Annotated in this window: 14 protein-coding genes and 2 tRNA genes; 11 read left to right on the plus strand and 5 right to left on the minus strand. The window is 70.1% G+C overall.

All coding sequences use genetic code 11. The annotated features are described in order from the left end of the window. Window positions 1–6 precede the first annotated feature (6 nt). Entirely contained in the window at window positions 7–945 is a 939-nt protein-coding gene (gene egtD, locus Q9R47_RS00080; RefSeq protein WP_311231227.1) for an L-histidine N(alpha)-methyltransferase, read from the minus strand. Window positions 946–1276: 331 nt separating this feature from the next. On the opposite strand from egtD, the gene Q9R47_RS00085 reads away from it, so the two are divergent. Then, window positions 1277–2308, plus strand: coding sequence for a metal-dependent hydrolase (locus Q9R47_RS00085; RefSeq protein WP_311231228.1), 1032 nt, complete (start codon window positions 1277–1279; stop codon window positions 2306–2308). A gap of 11 nt (window positions 2309–2319) precedes the next feature. After that, the gene (locus Q9R47_RS00090; RefSeq protein WP_311231229.1) at window positions 2320–4104 is read left to right on the plus strand and encodes an ATP-binding protein; all 1785 of its coding nucleotides are present in this window, start codon (window positions 2320–2322) and stop codon (window positions 4102–4104) included. 125 nt (window positions 4105–4229) lie between these two features. Here Q9R47_RS00090 and Q9R47_RS00095 read toward each other — a convergent pair whose 3' ends face one another. Next, window positions 4230–4832 carry an OmpW family outer membrane protein gene (locus Q9R47_RS00095; protein ID WP_311231230.1) on the minus strand — a complete coding sequence of 201 codons (603 nt, stop codon included), beginning with the start codon at window positions 4830–4832 and terminating at the stop codon, window positions 4230–4232. Between the two features lie 100 nt (window positions 4833–4932). Beyond that, window positions 4933–5922, minus strand: a complete 990-nt coding sequence (locus Q9R47_RS00100) for a DUF808 domain-containing protein (RefSeq protein WP_311231231.1) — start codon at window positions 5920–5922, stop codon at window positions 4933–4935. Window positions 5923–6126: 204 nt separating this feature from the next. On the opposite strand from Q9R47_RS00100, the gene Q9R47_RS00105 reads away from it, so the two are divergent. Then, window positions 6127–7821: an EAL domain-containing protein gene (locus Q9R47_RS00105; protein WP_311231232.1), complete on the plus strand. Its 1695-nt coding sequence runs from the start codon at window positions 6127–6129 to the stop codon at window positions 7819–7821. A gap of 177 nt (window positions 7822–7998) precedes the next feature. Here Q9R47_RS00105 and purL read toward each other — a convergent pair whose 3' ends face one another. Then, window positions 7999–12021 (minus strand): phosphoribosylformylglycinamidine synthase, encoded by a 4023-nt coding sequence (gene purL / locus Q9R47_RS00110; protein ID WP_311231233.1) that lies wholly within the window; start codon window positions 12019–12021, stop codon window positions 7999–8001. A gap of 214 nt (window positions 12022–12235) precedes the next feature. On the opposite strand from purL, the gene map reads away from it, so the two are divergent. Together map and Q9R47_RS00120 are read left to right on the plus strand one after the other, a co-directional pair. Beyond that, complete coding sequence (gene map / locus Q9R47_RS00115; RefSeq protein ID WP_311231234.1) at window positions 12236–13051, plus strand: type I methionyl aminopeptidase; 816 nt, start codon at window positions 12236–12238, stop codon at window positions 13049–13051. Between the two features lie 115 nt (window positions 13052–13166). Next, window positions 13167–15770: a [protein-PII] uridylyltransferase gene (locus tag Q9R47_RS00120; RefSeq protein WP_311231235.1), complete on the plus strand. Its 2604-nt coding sequence runs from the start codon at window positions 13167–13169 to the stop codon at window positions 15768–15770. Between the two features lie 79 nt (window positions 15771–15849). On the opposite strand, the gene def is transcribed toward Q9R47_RS00120, so the two are convergent. Continuing rightward, window positions 15850–16389, minus strand: coding sequence for a peptide deformylase (gene def / locus Q9R47_RS00125; RefSeq protein WP_311231236.1), 540 nt, complete (start codon window positions 16387–16389; stop codon window positions 15850–15852). A 97-nt stretch (window positions 16390–16486) separates the two neighbouring features. Between def and Q9R47_RS00130 the strand changes: the two genes are divergently transcribed. The 6 genes from Q9R47_RS00130 (at window position 16487) to Q9R47_RS00155 (ending at window position 19707) form a co-directional block, all read left to right on the plus strand. Next, window positions 16487–16900, plus strand: coding sequence for a YbaN family protein (locus tag Q9R47_RS00130; RefSeq protein ID WP_311231237.1), 414 nt, complete (start codon window positions 16487–16489; stop codon window positions 16898–16900). A 69-nt stretch (window positions 16901–16969) separates the two neighbouring features. Then, window positions 16970–17045, plus strand: a tRNA-Asn gene (locus Q9R47_RS00135). A gap of 60 nt (window positions 17046–17105) precedes the next feature. After that, window positions 17106–17181, plus strand: a tRNA-Asn gene (locus Q9R47_RS00140). Window positions 17182–17324: 143 nt separating this feature from the next. Beyond that, window positions 17325–18086 carry a leucyl/phenylalanyl-tRNA--protein transferase gene (gene aat / locus Q9R47_RS00145; protein ID WP_311231238.1) on the plus strand — a complete coding sequence of 254 codons (762 nt, stop codon included), beginning with the start codon at window positions 17325–17327 and terminating at the stop codon, window positions 18084–18086. Continuing rightward, entirely contained in the window at window positions 18083–18823 is a 741-nt protein-coding gene (locus Q9R47_RS00150) for an arginyltransferase (protein ID WP_311231239.1), read from the plus strand. The genes aat and Q9R47_RS00150 overlap by 4 nt, the downstream gene beginning before the upstream one ends. A gap of 65 nt (window positions 18824–18888) precedes the next feature. Then, window positions 18889–19707, plus strand: coding sequence for an IclR family transcriptional regulator (locus tag Q9R47_RS00155; protein WP_311231240.1), 819 nt, complete (start codon window positions 18889–18891; stop codon window positions 19705–19707). The last annotated feature ends 75 nt before the right edge of the window (window positions 19708–19782 follow it).

The following is a 19782-nucleotide window of genomic DNA, read 5'->3' on the forward strand; positions in this document are numbered from 1 at the left end:
GGGGCCTCAGGGCCGGGCATAGACCATCGCGAACCAGCCGCGATCGTCGGTCCAGGCGCGGGCGCGGGAGAACCCCGCCCGCACGAGCATCGCCTGGAACGCGGGCAGCGTGTACTTGTAGCTGTTCTCGGTATGGATGCGCTCGCCGGGCGCGAAGACGCGCGAGCCGCCGGGCCAGCGCACGTGCGCGCCCTGGGGCGTTTCCAGGTGCATCTCGATGCGCGAGAGACGGCGATCGAAGAACGCGCGGTGCTGCCACTCCTGCGGCACGAAATCGCTGCCGATGAGCCGGTTCACGTGCGCGAGCGCGTTGCGGTTGAATTCCGCGGTGACGCCGGCGGCGTCGTCGTAGGCCGCCTCCAGCACCGCCGTGTCCTTGGGCAGATCGAAGCCGATGAGCACACCGCCGTCGCGGTCCACCAGGCCGCGCATGCGGGTGAGCAGCGCCAGGGCCTGCGGCGGATCGAAATTGCCGATCGAGGAGCCGGGATAGAACACCAGCCGCCGCGTGCGGGGCACGTCCTGCGGCAGCGTCACCGGGCCCGTGAGATCGCCCGCCACCGCCCGGGCATCCAGCCACGGCAGCTCCTCCTGCAGCCGCGCCACCGCCCCGCGCAGGAAATCCGCGGAGATGTCCACGCCCACGAAGCGCTCGGGGCGCAGCAGCCGGCACAGGGCACGCACCTTCTCGCAGTTGCCGGCACCCAGCTCGATCACCGTCTCCGCCGGCCCGACGGCCTGCGCGATGTCGGCGCCATGCTGCTCCACCACCGCCTTCTCGGTGCGGGTGGGGTAGTACTCGGGCAGGCGCGTGATCTGCTCGAACAGCGTGGAGCCGTGCTCGTCGTAGAAATACTTGGGCGAGATGCAGGCCGGGTGCTGGAGCAGCCCCTGGACGATGTCGGCATGCGCCGGGGCGGGTTGCTGGAGTGCGTGGGCGTTCATCGGTGGGTTTCCTGGAGGGGTGGCAGGACAGGCACGAGGGCATGCGGCGCGCAGGCGGGCTGCACGCGGCGATGCCTGAGAGGGCGACGCGGCCGATGACCAGCATTGCAGAGAGAGCGGGACCACCATGTAGGACGCGCCCTCGTCCGCAGGCCGCTGCCGCGGTGCCGGAACCTGCCGCCGGCAACGGCACCGGCGTTCCGCAGCCGATCGTCCCCACGGACGAGCCACCGATCCATGGGACGGCCCTAGAATGCGACGGCGCGCATGCCTCCTGCGCGCGCAGCCTGCGCGGCGCCCGTGCATCCGGCGCGCCGCCTTCACCACTTTCATGGACTCCCTGACCCAGATCGCCCTCGGCTCCGCCGTCTCCCTGGCTGCCATGGGCCGGCGCACCGCCGCCTGGAAGGCCGTGCTGTGGGGCGCCGTGGCCGGAACCCTGCCCGACCTGGACGCACTCATCGACCACGGCGATCCCGTCTCGAACATGGTGCTGCACCGGGGATGGAGCCATGCCCTGCTCTACCTCACCCTCGCCGCACTGCCCCTGGGCTGGGCCGTGGCGCGGCTGCACGGCGAGCCCGGCCAGTGGAAACGCTGGTGCTGGGCCCTGGGGCTCGCGCTGTTCACCCATCCGCTGCTCGACTGGATGACGGTCTATGGAACGCAGCTGCTGCGCCCGTTCTCCCGCGAGCCCTACGGGCTCGGCAGCATGTTCATCATCGATCCGCTCTACACGGTGCCCCTGATCGTGGGCACCGCCGCGGCGGTGGTGGTGGCCGGACGGCGCGGGCTGCGCTGGAACGCGGCCGGCCTGCTGCTCAGCACCGCCTACCTGGCCTGGAGCGCCGCCGCACAGCAGCACGTCGCTGCGGTCGCCCAGGCCTCGCTCACCGCCATCGGCTGGCCCACCGGCCAGGTGCTGGTCACGCCGACCCCGTTCAACACCCTCGCATGGCGGATCGTGGCCATGGCTCCGGGCCGCTACGCCGAAGGGTTCTACGCGTTCGCCGACGGCGGCCGTCCGGTGCAGTTCACTCTGCATGACCGCGGCGAAGACCTCTTCCACCGCTACGCCGCCCTGGAGCCGGTGCGGCAGGTGGCGCATTTCAGCCACGGCTTCTTCCGCATGCGGGAAGAGAACGGCCATCTCTTCCTCACCGACCTGCGCATGGGCCAGGAGCCCGCCTACAGCTTCCACTTCGACCTGGGAACGCCCGCGGAAGCCGCCGCGGGACGCGCCCGGATCACGCAATCCTGGCAGCGCCCCGACCCGGCGGCCGCCCTGCCCGCGCTCTGGCGCCGCATCCGCGGCCACGGCGGCGGCGACGGGCTGTTCGGCACACCGGCCGTTGCGCCTTGAGACCGCACCGCATGCCCCGGAACGCCCGCCGCCACGACGACCATGCCCTCGCCGCCACCCCGGCGGCCGCGGCGCATGGCAGGCGGCTGCGCGTGCTGGTGATGGGCTTCCTCGCGCTGGCGATCACGGTCACCTGGGTGATGGTGGCCGTCTCCCTGCACATCAAGTCGCAGGACGCCGTCCGCGCCGAGGAGCGGCAGAACAGCAACCTGGCGCGGGTGCTGCAGGAGCAGACGCTGCGGGTCTTCGCGGCCGCGGACCAGGCCACGCTGCGGGTGGCGGCGGAGATCCGCGCCGGGGAATTCACCCCCCAGGACTATGTGCTCTTCGCCAATGAAACGGGTCTGGCGCCCGACATCCTCACCCAGCTGTCGGTGGTGGGGCCCGACGGCCGCTTCCTGGGCAGCAACCTCGATGCCGACGGCACCAAGAACCGCGGGCTGGACCTGAGCGGGCGCGAGCACATCCGCGTCCACCTGCTGCCGGGCTCGGTGCCCGACGGCTCGCTGCAGATGACGGCCTCCGGGCTCTTCGTGGGCAAGCCGGTGCTGGGGGTCGTCTCCGGCCGGTGGACCGTGCAGCTCAGCCGCCCGCTGCTGGACCAGGACGGCGCACCGGCCGGCGTCGTCGTGGCGTCGCTCAATCCCGATTACTTCGACAAGGTCTATGGCGACGTGGACATCGGCCCACAGGGCGTGGTGGCGCTCATGGGCTCCGACTTCACCCTCCGCTCGAGGGTGGTGGGCGGCCGCGCGGACGGCATCGGGCAGGCGGTCGATTTCCCTCCCGGCCATCCGCTGCACGACACCTCCCGCACGCAGGGCACCTACCAGCGCGTGAGCCATCTGGACGGCCTCGAACGCATCACCGCCTTCCACCGCGTGCTCGGCTATCCGCTGAGCGTCGTGGTGTCCACCACCAACGACGCGGCGCTCGACGAATGGAAGACCATGCGCAATTTCGCCGTGGTCTTCGCGGGCCTGTTCTCCGCCGCGCTGGTGGCGATCGGCGCGGGCTTCCTCCAGGGCGTGCGCCAGCTCGAGCGCAAGAACCTCGAGCTGGCGGCCAGCGAGGCCGAAGCACGCTCCGCCAACCGCGCCAAGAGCGAATTCCTCACGGCGATCTCGCACGAACTGCGCACGCCCCTCACCAGCATCCGCGGTTTCGCCGAACTGCTGGAACAGCGCCTGGAGCAGCCCTCGTACCGCGAGGCGTCCGGGCTGATCCGCAAGGCCGCGGACCACCTCAACACCCTGCTGTCCGAGATCCTCGATCTCGCCAAGGCCCAGGCCGGCGCCATGCCGATCGTGCCGGGCGACCATGCGGTGCGGGAACTGGTGCGCACCACGGTGGACCTGTTCACGATTTCGGCGGAGCAGAAGGGCCTCGACCTGCAGCTGCACGTCGAGCCCGGCGTTCCGCACACCCTGCGGTGCGACGGCGTCCGGCTGCAGCAGATCCTCAACAACCTGCTGAGCAACGCGCTCAAATTCACCGAGCAGGGCAGCGTGCGCCTGGAGGTGGACGCGGCGAAGGCCGGCACCGTCCGCTTCCACGTGGTCGACACCGGCCCGGGCGTTCCCGAGGAACTGCAGGACACCATCTTCGAGAAGTTCAGCCAGGGCCACGCCGACACCAGCACGCGGCACGGCGGCACGGGACTGGGGCTGACGCTGTCGCGCGCGCTGGCCGAACTCATGGGCGGCCGGCTGGTGGTGGCATCGGAGCTGGCGGGCGGCGCCCGCTTCACGCTGGAGCTGCCCGTGGACGCACCCGAACCTCCGCCGGCCGGCTGACGCGCCACGGCGCCCGGAAGCGTCCGCGCACGGACAAAAAAAAGGCCGGCGCACAGGCGCCGGCCCTTCCCCACCTCACACATTGCACGGCTGGCGCGCCCGTGCGCGCCCACCGGGCTCCGCGCTCAGAAACGCCAGCCGAGGCCCACGCCCGCCAGCACCGGATCGATCTTGAGCGTACCCAGCTTGGCGCCATTGGCCGCCACGTCGGTCCGGATGTAGACCTTCTTGATGTCGAAGTTCAGCGACAGGTTCTTGGTCAGCGGGATGTCCACGCCGAGCTGCAGCGCGCCGCCCCAGCTGCTCTTGTCGATGCTCACGCCGGCCGGCAGGCGCACGCTGGAGAAGCGCGTGTAGTTGATGCCGGCGCCCACGTAGGGGGTGAAGCCGGGCGCATCGAAGTGGTACTGGATCATCAGCGATGGCGGCAGGTGCTTGAGCGTGCCGATCTGCGCGCCCAGTGCGTCGGAGCGCACGTCCTGCTTCTGGGGCACGGTCAGCACCAGCTCGGCGGCGATGTTCTTGTCGAAGAAGTACGAGATGTCGACTTCGGGGATCGTCTTGTCGTTGATGGACAGGCCCAGGCCGGTGCTGTCCTTGTTGGCGCTGTCCAGGTGCACCGCGCGGGCGCGGACCAGCCAGGGGCTCGGGCCGTCGGCGGCCTGCGCGTGGGCGGCGCCGGAAGACAGGAGGCACAGTGCAGCCAGAGCGAGCAGATTCTTTTTCATACGGGAAATCGATGCGGTTGAACGGGGACGGCCCCCGTGCATGCATTGGGCCCCGGAACCGCGGCCGCTGCCTTGCCGCAGATCAAAGGGAACCGGGGCGTCAGTGCGCCGCGCCGCCGCGGCCCCGCAGCCGTTGCACGATCGTCACGGCAGCGAGCACGAGCGCGCCGGCCACAATGCCGCTGACCGCGTTGAGCCCGTTCACGGCCAGCACCTGCACCCAGCCGCCGCCCGCCCGCGCCGCAAGGCCCTCCACCGCGTGGTGCAGCGGCGCGAGGCCATGCACGAGGATGCCGCCGCCCACCAGGAACATCGCCGCCGTCCCGGCCACCGACAGCAGCTTCATGAGCCAGGGGGCCGCCGCGACGATGCCGCGGCCCAGGCCGCGTGCGGCCGCGTTCGCGCGGCGGCTGAGCCACAGGCCCACGTCGTCGAGCTTCACGATCCCGGCCACCAGGCCGTAGACGCCCACCGTCATGATCAGCGCGATGCCCGCCAGCACGGCCACCTGCTGTCCGAACGGCGCACCGGCCACGGTGCCGAGCGTGATCGCGATGATCTCGGCCGAGAGGATGAAATCCGTGCGCACCGCCCCGCGGACCTTGTCCTTCTCGAAAGCCGCGATGTCGACGGCAGGGGCCGCGGCCGCCGTCACCTGGGCTTCCCGGGCGGCGCCGCTCCCGGTGTCGCCGGCTGGGGCGTGCAGGAATTTGTGCGCGAGCTTTTCGGCGCCTTCGTAGCAGAGGAAGGCGCCCCCCAGCATCAGCAGCGGCGTCACGGCCCAGGGAATGAAGGCACTGATGAGCAGCGCCGCCGGCACCAGGATGGCCTTGTTCACCAGCGAGCCCCTGGCCACCGCCCAGACCACGGGAAGTTCGCGTTCGGCGCGCACGCCCGTGACCTGCTGGGCGTTGAGCGCAAGATCGTCGCCCAGCACGCCGGCCGTCTTCTGCGCCGCCGTCTTGGCCATCAGGGAAACGTCGTCCGCCATCGCCGCGCTTTTCCGGGCGGCCACTTTGGTCATGAGGGCGACGTCGTCCAGCACCGTGGCGATATCGTCGAGCAGGGTCAGAAGGCTGGCACCGGCCATACAAGGCTCCGAAAAGGGGATCGGGGGATTATGGAGGGGCATGGCCCGCGCATCGCCGGCACGGGAAGACCGCAGCGCGAACGCATCGCAGGTTAGCCCTATTCATACAAATGCATACATAAACCCCGACAATTGCTTATGCTGTGCAGCGCCTGTTGCCGGCAAAAACCTGCCAGCGGCTTTCAGCACCGTTTTTCCGATCCCATGAACCCCTCTCTCAGCGCAGAACACAGGCGGCTGGCGGCCCTGCAGGCCACCGGCCTCCTGGACACACCGCCGTCCGAGGAGTTCGACCGCATCACCCGGCTGGCCTGCCAGCTCTTCGGCGTGCCCATCGCGCTCGTGAGCCTGGTGGACGCCGACAGGCAATGGTTCAAGTCGCGGGTCGGCCTCGCGGTCCCCGAGACCTGCCGCGAAGATGCGTTCTGCGACCATACGATCCGCACGACGCAGGTGATGGTGATCGAGGACACGCTGGAAGATCCACGCTTCGCGCAGAACGCCCTCGTCCAGGGCGAGCCCCGCATCCGGTTCTATGCGGGCGCGCCGCTGGTGCTGCGCGGGGGACATGCCCTCGGCAGCCTGTGCCTGATCGACACCGCGCCGCGCCCGTTCGGCATCGCGCAGCAGCGGCAGCTGGAAGACCTGGCGGCGATGGTGATGGCGCAGATCGATCTGCAATGCTCCAACGCCCGCGTGGACGAGGCCACCCTGCTGCCCAACCGCGCCCAGCTGCTGCAGGACCTCGTCGGCCTGTGCCGCGCGGAGCCCGGCGGGCACCGCGTGCTCGCGCTGCTCGAACTGCTGCCGCACGACGGCCTCATGGACGCCATCCGTGCCGTGGGCATGCAGCCCGTCGAGCAGCTCACCTACGAAGCCGGCCAGCGGCTCGCGCAGTTCCTGGGCAGCGAATCACGCATCTACCACACCAGCATCGCGCGGATCGCGCTCGTGCTGCAGCCGCAGGAAGGGGACGCGCTGCGGGATTTCGCCGGGCAGCTGCTGGGCACCTTCCTCACTCCGCTGTCCGACGGCAGCAGCGGGATGGTCATCAACCAGCGGCGGCGCGTGGGCCTCGCACCCTTCACGCTGGAGCCCGCCGACGCGATCGACGCGCTGCGGCGCGCCAATGCGGCGCTCTACCAGCATCCCTCGCCCGACACGGCGATCTGCGACTACGACGCCGCGGTGGACGCCAACTACCGGCGCTCCTACGAACTCATCGCCAGCGTTCCGCGCGCCCTGTCGGCGGGCGAGTTCCGGCTGGTCTACCAGCCGCAGTTCGAACGCGCCACGACGCGCTACACCAGCGTGGAGGCGCTGCTGCGCTGGGACCATCCGCAGCTCGGGCCCGTGCCCCCGGGCGATTTCATTCCGCTGCTGGAGAAAACCGTCCACATCCAGGCCGTCACGCGGTGGGTGCTGGAGACGGCGCTCGCCCAGATCCGCGCCTGGGAGGACGCCGGCCTCGTGGTGGACGTGGCGATCAACGTGTCGCCCCGCAACCTCGAGCAGCCGGATTTCGCCGCCACGCTCCGGGAGGCGTGCGCGCGGCACCGCCTCGCACCCTCGCGCCTGGAAATCGAATGCACCGAGAACGCCGTGCTCACGGACGGCCCCACGCTGCAGGGGATCAACGCAGCGCGGGCGCTCGGCGTGCGCGTGGCGCTCGATGACTTCGGCACCGGGTACTGCAATTTCGGGTGCCTCTACGGGCTCTCCGCGGAGGTGCTCAAGCTCGATCAGGCGTTGATCCGCCCGATCGGCTGCGACGCGCGTGCGCTCGACGTCGTGCGCGGCATGGTCCAGCTCGGACACACCCTGGGCTACCGCCTTCTCGCGGAGGGCGTCGAGAACGCCGAAGTGTTCGACCAGCTCATGCTCATCGGCTGCGACTAGGTGCAGGGGTACTACCTGAGCCGGCCCCTGCCGCCCGCCGAGGCGTTCGAGTTCGTGCGGCGGTGGAACCAGCTCGTCACGCCGGAATGACCGCCCGCCCCGGGGCGTGGCCTGCAAGGCGCGGGCGGCGCTCCGTGGCACCGCCCTGCGCCGCCCGGCCGGCCGGCGCCTCTGGGCTCACCCCACCCACTTGCGCGCATTGCGCCAGATCCGCATCCACGGGCTGAGCGCGCTGCGGTCGCCGCTGGTCCAGCTCATCTGGACGTTGCGGAACACCCGCTCGGGGTGCGGCATCATGGCCGTGAAGCGGCCGTCCGCCGTGGTCACGGCCGTAAGGCCGCCCGCGCTGCCGTTGGGGTTGAACGGGTACTGTTCGGTGGCGGCGCCGTGGTGGTCCACGAAGCGCATCGCCGCGATCGCCTGGGCGGCATTGCCGCGGCGCGCGAAGTTCGCATAGCCCTCGCCGTGCGCCACCGCGATCGGCAGCCGGCTGCCGGCCATGCCCGCGAAGAACAGGCTGGGCGACTCCAGCACTTCCACCTGCGACAGGCGGGCCTCGAAGCGCTCGCTCTGGTTGGTGGTGAAGCGCGGCCAGGCCTCGGCGCCCGGAATGATGTCAGCCAGTTCGGCGAACATCTGGCAGCCGTTGCACACCCCCAGGCCGAAGGTATCGGCACGTCCGAAGAAGCCCTGGAACTGCTCCGCCAGCACCGGGTTGAACGTGATCGAGCGCGCCCAGCCGATGCCGGCGCCGAGCGTGTCGCCGTAGCTGAAGCCGCCGCAGGCGACCACGCCCTTGAAGTCCGCCAGCTTCGCGCGGCCGGCCTGCAGGTCGGTCATGTGCACGTCGTAGGCATCGAAGCCCGCTTCCGAGAAGGCATAGGCCATCTCGATGTGCGAGTTCACGCCCTGCTCGCGCAGGATCGCGACCTTCGGCCGTGCGAGGTTCAGGAACGGCGCCGCCACGTCCTCGGCGGGGTCGAACGTCAATGCCACGTGCAGGCCCGGGTCTTGGGGAGCGCCCGCGGCCGCATGCTCGGCATCGGCGCAGGCCGGGTTGTCGCGCTGCTGGCAGATCTTCCAGCTCACGGCGTCCCACACCTGGTGCAGATCGGACAGCGATGCGCTGAACACCGCCTTCACGTCGCGCCAGACCTGCAGCTCGCCCTTGCCCACGTCCATGGCGGAGGCCGCGGGACGCGTCTTGCCGACGAAGTGGCTGAACTTCGAGAGGCCGTGCTCGCGCAGGGTCTGCATCACCTCGTTGCGCTCGGCGGTGCGCACCTGCAGCACCACGCCCAGTTCCTCGTTGAACAGCGCCTTGAGCGTCAGCTCCTCGCGCCGTGCGCTCACCTGCTGCGCCCAGTTCTTGGCGTCGCCCGTTTCCATGCGGCTGTCGGCGATGCCGTCGCCTTCCGTCACCAGCAGGTCGACGTTCAGCGCCACGCCCACGTGGCCCGCGAAGGCCATCTCGGCCACCGCGGCCAGCAGGCCGCCGTCGCTGCGGTCGTGGTAGGCCAGGATGCGGCCCTGCGCGCGCAGCGCGTTCACGGCATCCACCAGCTTCACGAGATCCTGCGCGTCGTCCAGGTCGGGCACTTCGCCGCCTTCCTGGCCCAGCACCTGCGCGAGGATGCTGCCGCCCATGCGGCAGCGGCCCTTGCCCAAATCGACCAGCACCAGCGTGGTGTCCTCTTCCTGCGCGTCGAGCTGCGGCGTCAGCGTGCCCCGCACGTCAGACAGCGTGGCGAACGCGCTCACGATCAGGCTCACGGGCGACGTGACCTTCTGCGCGGCACCGCCCTCATCCTTCCACTGGGTGCGCATGGACAGCGAATCCTTGCCCACCGGAATGCTGATGCCCAGCTGCGGGCACAGCTCCATGCCCACGGCCTTCACGGTGGCGTACAGGTCGGCATCCTCCCCCGGCTCGCCGCAGGCCGCCATCCAGTTGGCCGACAGCTTCACGCGGGGCAGCTCGATCGGGGCGGCCAGCAGGTTGGTGATCGCCTCTGCCACGGCCATGCGGCCCGAGGCCGGCGCGTCGATCGCGGCCAGCGGCGTGCGCTCGCCCATCGACATCGCCTCGCCCGCGAAGCCCTTGTAATCGGCCAGCGTCACGGCGCAGTCGGCCACCGGCACCTGCCAGGGGCCCACCATCTGGTCGCGGTGCGAGAGGCCACCCACCGTGCGGTCGCCGATGGTGATCAGGAAGCGCTTGGAAGCCACCGTGGGGTGCGCCAGCACGTCGATCACGGCTTTTTGCAGCGGCACGCCGGTGAGCTCGATCGGAGCGGCCTCGCGGCGCACCGTCTTCACGTCGCGGTGCATCTTGGGCGGCTTGCCCAGCAGCACGTCCATCGGCATGTCCACGGGGAATTTCTGGTCGCCCGCTTCCACGGCCGTGTCTTCCAGCACCAGCTGGCGCTCGCCCGTGGCCGTGCCGATCACCGCGAACGGGCAGCGCTCGCGCTCGCAGAACGCGCGGAAGGTGTCCAGCGATTCGGGCGCGATCGCCAGCACGTAGCGCTCCTGGCTCTCGTTGGACCAGATCTCCTTCGGCGCCAGGCCGGACTCCTCCAGCTGCACCGCTCGCAGGTCGAAGCGCGCGCCGCGGCCGGCGTCGTTGGTCAGTTCGGGGAACGCGTTCGACAGCCCGCCCGCGCCCACGTCGTGGATCGCCAGGATCGGGTTCTGCGCACCCTGCGCCCAGCAGTGGTTGATGACTTCCTGCGCGCGCCGCTCGATCTCGGGGTTGCCGCGCTGCACGGAGTCGAAATCCAGTTCGGCCGCGTTGGTGCCCGTGGCCATGGAGCTGGCCGCGCCGCCGCCCATGCCGATGCGCATGCCCGGGCCGCCCAGCTGGATCAGCAGCGTGCCGGCCGGGAACTCGATCTTCGTCGTCAGCCCGGCGTCGATCACGCCCAGGCCGCCCGCGATCATGATCGGCTTGTGGTAGCCGCGGCGCACGCCCGCCACGTCCTGCTCGTACTCGCGGAAGTAGCCCAGCAGGTTCGGCCGGCCGAATTCGTTGTTGAAGGCGGCGCCGCCCAGCGGGCCTTCCACCATGATCTGCAGCGGGCTGGCGATGTGCTCGGGCTTGCCGCCCGCCTCGTCGCTCCATCCTCCCCAGAGCCTGGACACCGTGAAGCCCGTGAGGCCGGCCTTGGGCTTGGAGCCGCGGCCCGTGGCGCCCTCGTCGCGGATCTCGCCGCCCGCGCCCGTGGAGGCGCCTGGGAACGGAGAGATCGCCGTCGGGTGGTTGTGCGTCTCCACCTTCATGAGCACGTGGTGCGTCGCATCGCTCTTGCGGTAGGCCGGCACTTCATGGGCGGCGCGCCCGGTGGCGGCCGGCGCGATGAAGCGCTCGACGGCATTGCCTTCCATGATGGAGGCGTTGTCCGAGTACGCGACGATCGTGTGCTGCGGCGCCAGCTGGTGGGTGTTGCGGATCATCGCGAACAGGCTCTTGTCCTGTTCCTGGCCGTCGATGGTGAAGCGCGCGTTGAAGATCTTGTGGCGGCAGTGCTCGCTGTTGGCCTGCGCGAACATCATCAGCTCGACGTCGGTCGGATTGCGGCGCAGCGCCGTGAAGGCATTCACCAGGTAGTCGATCTCGTCGTCCGCCAGCGCCAGGCCCCAGCGGGTGTTCGCCCCTTCCAGCGCGGCGCGCCCGCCGCCCAGCACATCGACGAACTCCATGGGCACGGCAGGCAGTTCGGTGAACAGGTCGGCCGCGCCGGCCCGGTCCCAGAGCACCGATTCCGTCATGCGGTCGTGCAGCAGCGCGGCCACGGCCTGCTTCTGCGCCTCGGTCACCGTGGGCACGCCGCCCAGCAGGCCCGGGCGCAGCGACAGGCGGTACTCGGTGACGCGTTCCACGCGGCGCACGTGCAGACCGCAGTTGCGCACGATGTCGGTGGCCTTCGAGGCCCACGGCGACACGGTGCCGATGCGTGGCGCGACCACGATGGCGGGGCCGGCGTCCGGGCCGGCATAGGGGTCGCCATAGGTGAGCAGGGCCGCCAGGCGCTCGCGGTCCGCGGGCGTCGGCTCCGCGTCGGTGGCCACCAGGTGCACGAACCGGGCTGCGATCCCCTCGATGCGGTCGTGGATGGCCTGCAGGCGGGGCAGGAGCTGCTGGACGCGGAAGGGGCTGAGGGCATTGCTGCCCTCGAACGAGGTAAGGTGCAGGGTCACTTTGGCGGCCTGTTGCGGGGGATGGAGATGGGGCTCGGGATTCGGGGCAAGGGGGCCGCGCTCCGCCGGCGGGGCCGCTGAATGGGGCCTGCCTGTCCGGGCGTCGCGGCACTGTCGCAAGCCCGCCATTTTACCGGGCCGCCGGCACCGCCCGCACGGCGGGGCCGCCGCGCTCCGCCCGGCACGGCGCGGGCCCGGATGGGATAATCCCGCCATGAGCATCACCATCAAGTCCGCCGAGGAAATCGCCGGCATGCGCGAAGCCTGCCGCCTGGCTTCGGAAGTGCTGGACTACATCACCCCCCACATCCGCCCCGGCATCACCACCAACGACGTCGATCGCCTTGCCGCCGAGTGCATGGCCGCGCAGGGCACGGTCTCCGCCACCATCGGCTACCAGCCGCCGGGCTACCCGCCCTACCCCAAGTCGCTCTGCACCTCGCTGAACCACGTGGTGTGCCACGGCATCCCGAACGACAAGCCCCTGAAGAAGGGCGACATCATGAACGTCGACGTGACGGTCATCACCAGGGACGGCTGGTACGGCGACAACAGCCGCATGTACCTGATCGGCGACGTCTCCATCGCCGCCCGGCGCCTCTGCCAGCTCACCTACGAGGCGATGTGGCTCGGCATCGTGCAGGTCAAGCCGGGCGCGCGCCTGGGCGATATCGGCCATGCCATCCAGAAGTTCGCCGAAGGCCACGGCCTGTCGGTGGTGCGCGAATTCTGCGGCCATGGCATCGGCAAGAAGTTCCACGAGGAGCCCCAGGTGCTGCACTACGGCCGCCCCGGCACGCTCGAGGAACTGGTGCCCGGCATGACCTTCACGATCGAGCCCATGCTCAACGCCGGCCGGCGCGAGGTGAAAGAGCACGGCAACGACGGCTGGACCATCGTCACCAAGGACCACAGCCTCTCCGCGCAGTGGGAGCACACCGTGCTCGTGACCGAGACCGGCTACGAAGTGCTCACCCTGTCGGCCGGCTCGCCCACGCCGCCGCCCTTCGTCACGGCCGTCAAGACCTGACGGTGCCGGCCGGGCGGTGGCGGCAACGCGGCACGACTGCAGCACGTTTCTTGCTTGCAGTGGCGCCATGCCCCACCACCGGTCCCCGACGCCCTCCCCGTCCGCCCGCACGCCCATGCCGCTCCCACTCTCGGACCTCCAGCCCCTGCGGGACGCCTACCGGCAGGACAAGGCCGTGCTGCTCGCCAGCCTGCAATCCACGGGCGCATCGACCCGGGGGGTGCGCACCCTGCTCGGCAAGCTCTCGGCACTCGCCGACCGGCTGCTGCGCACCCTGTGGCAGCGCGCCGGACTGCCCGACACGATGGCGCTGCTCGCCGTCGGAGGCTACGGCCGCGCGCAGCTGTTTCCCCATTCCGACGTGGACGTGCTCGTGCTGCTGCCGGATGGCGGCGAGGCCGCCTGCGACGGCCCCCTGAAGCCCGCGATCGAGGCCTTCATCGGCAGCTGCTGGGACGCGGGACTGGAGATCGGCTCCAGCGTGCGCACCGTGGCCGAATGCCTGACCGAGGCCGCGGCCGACGTGACGGTCCAGACCTCGCTGCTGGAAGCACGCCGCATCGTCGGCAGCGCCGCGCTGGTGGCCGACTTCCATCAGCGCTACGACGCGGCGATGGACCCGGAGGCCTTCCTGGTCGCCAAGACGCTGGAGCTGCGCCAGCGGCACACCAAGTACGAAAACACGCCCTACGCGCTCGAACCCAACTGCAAGGAGTCGCCCGGCGGCCTGCGCGACCTGCAGACCGTGCTCTGGGTCGCCCGCGCGGCGGGACTGGGCCGCAACTGGAAGGAGCTGGCCGCGCACGGCCTCGCCACCGAATTCGAAGTGCGGCAGATCGAGCGCAACGAGGCCCTGCTGTTCCTGATCCGGGCCCGGCTGCATGCCGTCGCCGGCCGCCACGAAGACCGTCTCGTCTTCGACCTGCAGACCGCCGTGGCCGAATCCTTCGGCTACCGCACGCAGAACGCCGAGGGCCATCGAATGCGGCTGCGCGCGAGCGAGACGCTGATGCGGCGCTACTACTGGGCCGCCAAGGCGGTGTCGCAGCTCAGCCAGATCCTGCTGCTCAACATCGAGGAGCGCCTGGAGCCGCCCGCGCACGAGCTGCGCCCGATCAACGAGCGCTTCTTCGACAAGTCCGGCCTGATCGAGGTCTCGGACGACGATCTCTACCACCGCCAGCCGCATGCCATCCTCGAAACCTTCCTGCTCTACGAGACCGAGGAAGGCCTGAAGGGCCTGTCGGTGCGCACGCTGCGCGCGCTCTACAACGCCCGCGGCGTGATGGATTCCGCCTTCCGGCGCGACCCCGTCAACCGCCAGCAGTTCCTGCGCATCCTGCAGCAGCCCGTGGGCATCACGCACGCGATGCGGCTCATGAACCAGACCTCGGTGCTGGGCCGCTACCTCTGGTCCTTCCGCCGCATCGTAGGCCAGATGCAGCACGACCTCTTCCACGTCTACACCGTGGACCAGCACATCCTCATGGTGCTGCGCAACGTGCGCCGGTTCTTCATGCCCGAGCATGCGCACGAATACCCGTTCTGCTCGCAGCTCGCGGGCGGCTGGGACAAGCCCTGGCTGCTGTACCTCGCGGCGCTGTTCCACGACATCGGCAAGGGGCGCGGCGGCGACCACTCCAGGATCGGCGCCGAAGAAGTCCGCCACTTCTGCCGCCAGCACGGCGTGGGCGCGGAAGACGCCGCGCTCGTCGAATTCCTCGTCGCCGAGCACCTCGCCATGAGCCAGGTGGCGCAGAAGCAGGACCTGTCGGACCCGGACGTCATCGCCGCGTTCGCCCGGCGCGTGGGCAGCGAACGCCGGCTCACCGCCCTCTACCTGCTCACGGTGGCCGACATCCGCGGCACCAGCCCGAAGGTCTGGAACGCCTGGAAGGGCAAGCTGCTGGAAGACCTCTACCGCGCCACCCTGCGCACGCTCGGCGGCCGCGCGCCCGATGCAGCGGCCGAAGTGGAGGCGCGCAAGCGCGAGGCGCTCGTGCTGCTAGCCCTGAGCGCCCAGCCCTTCGAAGGCCACAAGAAGCTCTGGGACACGCTGGACGTCGGCTACTTCATGCGCCACGAGGCCGCGGACATCGCCTGGCATGCGCGCCACCTCGCGCGCCACGTCGGCGGCGGGCGCTCCGTGGTGCGCGCGCGCCAGTCGCTGGCCGGTGAAGGCCTGCAGGTGGCCGTCTACGCGCCGGACCAGCCCGACCTGTTCGCGCGCATCTGCGGCTATTTCGACCGGGCGGGCTTCAGCATCCTCGATGCGCGCGTGCACACGGCCAGCAACGGCTACGCGCTCGACACCTTCCAGATCGTCGCCTCCGAGCAGGCGGGCCACTACCGCGAACTCACCCACATGGTGGAGAGCGAGCTCACGCGCACCATCGAGGAAGGCGGCGCGCTCCCCGAGCCCGGCCGCAAGCGCGTGTCGCGCCGCGTCAAGAGCTTCCCGATCACGCCGCGCATCGCCCTGCGGCCGGACGAGAAGGCGCAGCGCTGGATCCTGCACATCTCCGCCAGCGACCGCGCCGGCCTGCTCTACCTGGTGGCGCGCGTGCTCTCGCGCCACCACCTCAGCGTGCAGCTCGCCAAGGTGAGCACGCTCGGCGAACGCGTGGAAGACACCTTCCTCGTGCAGGGTCCGGAGCTGCAGCACAACGCGCGGCAGATCCAGATCGAGACGGAACTGCTGGAAGCGCTCTCGGAATGAGGCGTGCCGCGGCCCTGGCCGGGCCCTCGGCTGCGGCCGTGATGGCGGCCGCGATCGCGGTTCCGGCTGCGGCCGCGCTTCAGTCGTCTTCCTGGTCGGCGATGTCCGGGAACAGCACCTCGGTGTAGCCGAAGCGGGAGAAGTCGCGGATGCGCATCGGGTAGAGCTTGCCGATCAGGTGGTCGCACTCGTGCTGCACCACGCGGGCATGGAAGCCCTCCACCGTGCGGTCGATCGGCAGGCCCTGCTCGTCGAATCCCGTGTAGCGGATGCGCGACCAGCGCGGCACCACGCCGCGCAGCCCCGGCACGGAGAGGCATCCCTCCCAGTCCTCTTCTTCCTCGTCGCCCAGCGGGGTGATGCACGGGTTGACGAGCACCGTGGGCGGCACCAGCGGCCGGTCCGGGTAGCGGGGATTGCGCTCGGTGGAACCGAACAGCACCACCTGCAGGTCCACGCCGATCTGCGGCGCGGCGAGCCCGGCGCCGTTCACGGCGCGCATGGTGTCCCGCAGGTCCTCCACCAGTTGCAGCAACTCGGGGGTGCCGAACGTATCGACAGGCCGGGCGGTGCGCAGCAGGCGCTCGTCGCCCATCTTCAGGATGGAATGGATGGTCATGGAAAGAAGGTGGGAATGGCGGGCGGCGCACCGGGCCGCCCGCCGCATGGGGGATGCGCAGCATATCGCCATGGCGCGCCGCAGGCACAATCGGACGATGCCCGAGCCGCTTCCGGACCGAATCCCCCCGCCCCCTGCGCACGCGCCGCTGCCGGCCCCCGTGCGCTGGCTGCTGCTGGTGTTCGCGGCATGCAGCCTGGGCCTGGGGATCGTCGGCATCTTCGTGCCCGGCCTGCCCACCACCGTCTTCGTGCTGATGGCCGGCTGGGCCGCCGCGCGCAGCTCCCCGCGCCTGCACGCCTGGCTGTGGCGGCATCCGCTGTTCGGATCGATGCTGCGCAACTGGGCCGACGGCGGCCGCGTCAGCCGCCGCGCGAAGTGGAGCGCCACCGCCATGATGGCGCTGTGCGGCGCGGTGCTGGCCATCAGTTCCGCCCCGCGGTGGGTGGCGCTGGGCGCCTCGGCCTGCATGGCGTGCGTGCTCCTGTGGCTCTGGTGCCGGCCGGAATGACGTCTTTCGGACGCGTTCTTGCCAATTCGCCTGAGGGCCGTTTTTTTGTGTATATAATCTAAGTCTTGTTCCTCGATAGCTCAGTCGGTAGAGCGCCGGACTGTTAATCCGTAGGTCCCTGGTTCGAGCCCAGGTCGAGGAGCCAGAAGTTTTTCCAGCAGGCATTGCAACCGAACGACGCCTGCGCAGCACAATTCGAAGATATTCCTCGATAGCTCAGTCGGTAGAGCGCCGGACTGTTAATCCGTAGGTCCCTGGTTCGAGCCCAGGTCGAGGAGCCAAAATCAAAGGCCACCCCACAAGGGTGGCCTTTTTGTTTTCCGCGCAGCGCACAATGGCGCGCTGTCGCGTGCCTGCACGCTCCCGACCGGCTGCCGGGCCGTTTCCGGGCATGCCGCCCCCGTCACCCGATCCGCCTCGCCCCATGCACCAGCCCGCGCCGCTCACCTGGCTCGAACCCGCCGATCCGTTCCCGCCCGCCGAACGGGCCTGGGGTGCGCACGACCCCGCCCCCGGACTGCTCGCCGCGGGCGGTGCGTTGAACGTCGAGACGCTGCGGCGCGCCTACGGCAGCGGAATCTTCCCCTGGTACAGCGACGGCCAGCCCACCCTCTGGTGGAGCCCCGACCCGCGCATGGTGCTCCCGGTGGAGGATTTCCGCCTGCACCGCTCGCTGCGCCGCACCCTGCAGAAATTCCGCGAGGCCCCGGACTGCGAGATCCGCGTGGACCACGACTTTTCCGCGGTCATCCGCGCCTGTGCCCGCGCACCGCGCAACGGCCAGCACGGCACCTGGATCCTGCCGGAGATGATCGCCGCCTACGAGGCCTTCCACGAGGCGGGCTACGCCCACAGCATCGAGACCTGGAAGGACGGGCAGCGGCTCGGCGGCCTCTACTGCATCGGCATCGGCCGGGCGGTCTTCGGCGAATCGATGTTCGCCCGCGCCACCGACGCCTCGAAGATCGCGCTGGCGGCCCTGGTCTGCCTCTGCCGCAGCCAGGGCGCCGGCTGGATCGACTGCCAGCAGAACACCGCGCACCTGGCGTCGCTCGGCGCGCGCGAAATCCCGCGCGCCGACTTCCTGCACGGGCTGGAGGCCGCGCGCGACCTGCCGCCGATCGCCTGGCGGTTCGAATCCGTATACTGGGATGCGTTGCTGGCCCCCTCCTCCCGAACGGAATGACGCAGCTCAACGACCTCCCACTGCAGACGCTGCAGTTCTATGCCACCGCGCCGTATCCGTGCAGCTACCTGCCGGAGCGGCAAGCGCGCTCCCAGGTCGCCACGCCCAGCCACCTGATCCGCAGCGATGTCTACTCCGACCTCGTGGCACGGGGCTTCCGCCGCAGCGGCATGTTCACCTACCGGCCCTATTGCGACGGCTGCCAGGCCTGCACGCCGCTGCGCGTGCTCGCCCAGTCGTTCAAGCCCGACCGCAGCCAGCGCCGTGCCTGGAAGCGGCATGCCCATCTGCAGACCCGCATACTGCGCCTGGGCTACGAACCGGAACACTACCAGCTCTACCTGCACTACCAGCGCGAGCGCCACTCCGGCGGCGGCATGGACCACGACAGCATCGACCAGTACACGCAGTTCCTGCTGCAGAGCCGGGTCAACTCGCGCCTCGTGGAGTTCCGCGACCCCGCCCCGGAAGGCGAGACCGGCACCCTGCGCATGGTCTCCATCCTGGACGTGCTCGACGACGGCCTCTCCGCCGTCTACACCTTCTACGACCCGGACCCGGCCGCCAGCTACGGCACCTACAACGTCCTCTGGCAGATCGAGCAGGCCCGCAGCCTCGGCCTGCCGCACGTCTACCTGGGCTACTGGATCGCGCAGAGCCCGAAGATGAACTACAAGTCGCGCTTCCATCCGCATGAACTGCGCATCGATGGCGAGTGGCAGCGTACCGCCCCCTGACACCTGCGCCGGCGGCCTGGCGTTTCATAAGATAAAATTATGGAATATTGCCTTGGCGGAAAACCATGAAAAAAGACGACGCAGGCGCCGCTTCCAAACCCAGCGTGCAGGTGCTGGAGCGCATGTTCACCCTCATCGACGTACTCGCCTCGCGGGAGGAAGCCATCCCGCTGAAGGAGATCAGCGAGAAGACGGGACTGCATCCCTCCACGGCCCACCGCATCCTCAACGACCTCACCCTCGGCCGGTTCGTGGACCGGCCCGAGTCGGGCAGCTACCGGCTCGGCATGCGGCTGCTGGAACTCGGCAACCTCGTCAAGGCCCGGCTGAGCGTGCGCGACGCGGCCCTGCTCCCGATGCGCGGCCTGCACAAGCTCACGCAACAGCCCGTCAACCTCAGCATGCGCCAGGGCGACGAGATCGTCTATGTGGAGCGCGCCTACAGCGAGCGCTCGGGCATGCAGGTGGTGCGCGCCATCGGCGGCCGGGCCCCGCTGCACCTGACCTCCACCGGCAAGCTGTTCCTCGCGGCCGACGACCCGCAGCGCGTGCGCGCCTACGCGATGCGCACGGGGCTGGCGGGGCACACCCGCAACAGCATCACCCAGCTGCCCGTGCTGGAGCGTGAACTGGGCAAGGCCCGGCAGTACGGCATCGCGCGCGACAACGAGGAACTCGAACTCGGCGTGCGCTGCATGGCCGCCGGCGTGTACGACGACCAGGCCCAGCTCGTGGCGGGTCTTTCCATCTCCGCCCCGGCAGACCGGCTCGACGAAAGCTGGCTGCCCAAGCTGCAGGCCACCGCGGAAGAAATTTCCATGGCCCTCGGCTACCACCGCGCCAGGGCGGCCAAGGATGCCGAAGCCGGGCATCCGCACCGGTAGGCGACGGAGGCAGCTCGCCCCCTCGCACGCGCGGCTGCGTGACGGCGCGGTGGCTCTGCGCCAGCGCTTCACTGC

The sequence above is a fragment of the Acidovorax sp. PRC11 genome (genome assembly GCF_031844105.1).
In the GTDB taxonomy this organism is placed as follows: domain Bacteria; phylum Pseudomonadota; class Gammaproteobacteria; order Burkholderiales; family Burkholderiaceae_C; genus Paracidovorax.

Coding starts and splice junctions, on each gene's coding strand:
- egtD (WP_311231227.1), bottom strand. CDS start 945: ATGAACGCCCACGCACTCCAGCAACCCGCCCCGGCGCATGCCGACATC.
- Q9R47_RS00085 (WP_311231228.1), top strand. CDS start 1,277: ATGGACTCCCTGACCCAGATCGCCCTCGGCTCCGCCGTCTCCCTGGCT.
- Q9R47_RS00090 (WP_311231229.1), top strand. CDS start 2,320: ATGCCCCGGAACGCCCGCCGCCACGACGACCATGCCCTCGCCGCCACC.
- Q9R47_RS00095 (WP_311231230.1), bottom strand. CDS start 4,832: ATGAAAAAGAATCTGCTCGCTCTGGCTGCACTGTGCCTCCTGTCTTCC.
- Q9R47_RS00100 (WP_311231231.1), bottom strand. CDS start 5,922: ATGGCCGGTGCCAGCCTTCTGACCCTGCTCGACGATATCGCCACGGTG.
- Q9R47_RS00105 (WP_311231232.1), top strand. CDS start 6,127: ATGAACCCCTCTCTCAGCGCAGAACACAGGCGGCTGGCGGCCCTGCAG.
- map (WP_311231234.1), top strand. CDS start 12,236: ATGAGCATCACCATCAAGTCCGCCGAGGAAATCGCCGGCATGCGCGAA.
- Q9R47_RS00120 (WP_311231235.1), top strand. CDS start 13,167: ATGCCGCTCCCACTCTCGGACCTCCAGCCCCTGCGGGACGCCTACCGG.
- def (WP_311231236.1), bottom strand. CDS start 16,389: ATGACCATCCATTCCATCCTGAAGATGGGCGACGAGCGCCTGCTGCGC.
- Q9R47_RS00130 (WP_311231237.1), top strand. CDS start 16,487: ATGCCCGAGCCGCTTCCGGACCGAATCCCCCCGCCCCCTGCGCACGCG.
- aat (WP_311231238.1), top strand. CDS start 17,325: ATGCACCAGCCCGCGCCGCTCACCTGGCTCGAACCCGCCGATCCGTTC.
- Q9R47_RS00150 (WP_311231239.1), top strand. CDS start 18,083: ATGACGCAGCTCAACGACCTCCCACTGCAGACGCTGCAGTTCTATGCC.
- Q9R47_RS00155 (WP_311231240.1), top strand. CDS start 18,889: ATGAAAAAAGACGACGCAGGCGCCGCTTCCAAACCCAGCGTGCAGGTG.